This window comes from Acetobacter papayae JCM 25143 (assembly GCF_000613285.1).
Taxonomy (GTDB): domain Bacteria; phylum Pseudomonadota; class Alphaproteobacteria; order Acetobacterales; family Acetobacteraceae; genus Acetobacter; species Acetobacter papayae.
The window spans coordinates 1-1,809 of record NZ_BAIN01000144.1 but is presented as its reverse complement, the minus strand read 5'-3'; the positions used below and the strand labels follow the sequence as shown (position 1 = coordinate 1,809).

The 1,809-nt window shown below is 55.0% G+C and carries 1 protein-coding gene; it reads right to left on the bottom strand.

Translation table 11 applies throughout. The features are described 5' to 3' along the window. Positions 1-250: 250 nt before the first annotated feature. The coding region (locus tag JCM25143_RS21145) for a hypothetical protein (protein WP_025861820.1) at positions 251-1,809 on the bottom strand (1,559 nt) is incomplete at its 5' end.

The window sequence follows — 1,809 nt, the reverse complement described above, 5'->3', positions numbered from 1 at the left end:
CGTAGGATCGCTTAAGGTTGGCAGTGCATGATAAAGGCACCCTACAATGTCCGCTTCCGGGATTACCGCATTCACGCACATAAGTCTGCAATGAGGCGTCTGCCGCCTGTCTGCTCCCACAATGTAGAATAGACAGGCTGTTCAGGGGGGGAAGCGGTCTGACAGGTTTCGGGCGACTGCCTACTGAAAGCTGCCGTTCGCGCGATCAGTAACAGTCGATGCGACGCGCCTCGAGCCTTTCGGAAGGGCCTCAAGGCTGACAAACGACCGAACCGTTCGCGCCGACTTCCGTGCATGCCGAGAAGAAGGATTGCAGCAGCCAGTAAAGTTGCACGAAGGATGGTGTAGGTCTGCCACCGTTTTGAATGGCCACAAATTCGTTAGCGACCGCCTGCAGACTGAGCGACGAAGTCACAATGACAACGCGTCGACGCGCATCGGGGGCCGTTCTTGCGCGTCGCAGAGAGACCGCAAGATCAGCAGCGTTCGAGCGTATGGTTCTTGGAATCTGTGTGTTCTGACCCGGCGCGTTGTAGCTCGAACCCCATAATTGCAGTTTTGCCGTGAGACGCTCTTCGGGAAACGTCATGTTGCCTAGGTTCTTGATCGCCTGACTCACCGAGACATGAAAGGGGCTGGCACCAAGGGAAAGCGTTCCATGCTTTGCGTGGTAGAACGAGATTTGCGTAAGCCCCGCATGGTCAGTGACTCCAATGAAGTCAGCCCACTCATCCCCAAGATCGTCGCACAGCAAAATCGGATCGGCGGCGGCAATATGATCGACAATTGCCCCAAAACTTGACGTAGCATCGAAGGTAGTCTGTGCAGCGGTGAAGTTTCCTTTTTCGCTGACAACAGGAGTCAACGCCGCGCTGGCAGTAAAATACTGCAGGAATTCTCCCCCGCCGTTCATAAGCGTCTCGTCCCGGAAGACCTGCCCATCAATATAGGCCAATCGCACGTCGTCGAAGAGAACGATGAGCGCTTTGATCTCGTCGAGGTATTTGTGTAGCTTTTGGAAGACGCCATTTCTACCCAGATCCTCGTTGGCTCTTTCCACGTAGACATCCGATGCCGGAGGTAAGGACAGGGACCGGAGGACGATGCGGTCTCTATTCAGGCTGATCGATGCCGCCTGATCGCCTGTTGCGGGTTCGCGTGCTAGCCTGACACCCTCACTCTCTTCAATATTCAGAGGGCGATCAAGCTGCACAATCAACGCCATTAGTTCGGGTGCGGAGAGTTCGACCTTCGCATCACCATCCAGACGAATAAGCCTGATGCCTGCTTCGTCATTACCCAAGGTGTCGGACAGTCTGTTTGTATCAATCGCCATGGCGATGGGCACCGACGCTGCCAGAACTTCGGTCAATGACACCGGTCGGGCAAAAGACCTGATGAAGGGTGAAACGTCAGCACGATCGACACGGAGTTCATCGATAACGCCTTTTGCGAAGGTCACGATGCCTGAAAGATCGGCGCGCGCCGAACGAATACCGATACGACCTGTACTTGGTGTTGCGGTAGTCTCCGTGCCGCTCGCAAAAACACTGTAGGTGCGATGCGCATAGCGCCTGCTTCCTGCCGGTCCAACAACATTGGCGAGGTTCTGTGCTTCGACGGTTTTGGTTCGCATTGCGTAGGGCGAAATGGACATGTTGCGCATTGTCATGCGCTTGAAAATTGCGTCTGCTTTTGCGATTGCGCCTTCGACACGCGCCGTCGAAACCGCTGAGAGATAGATCGTCTTGAACGAAGCCGGGAGGCTCAATCGGGATGTCAGAACCGCTGCATGACCCTGATATTCAA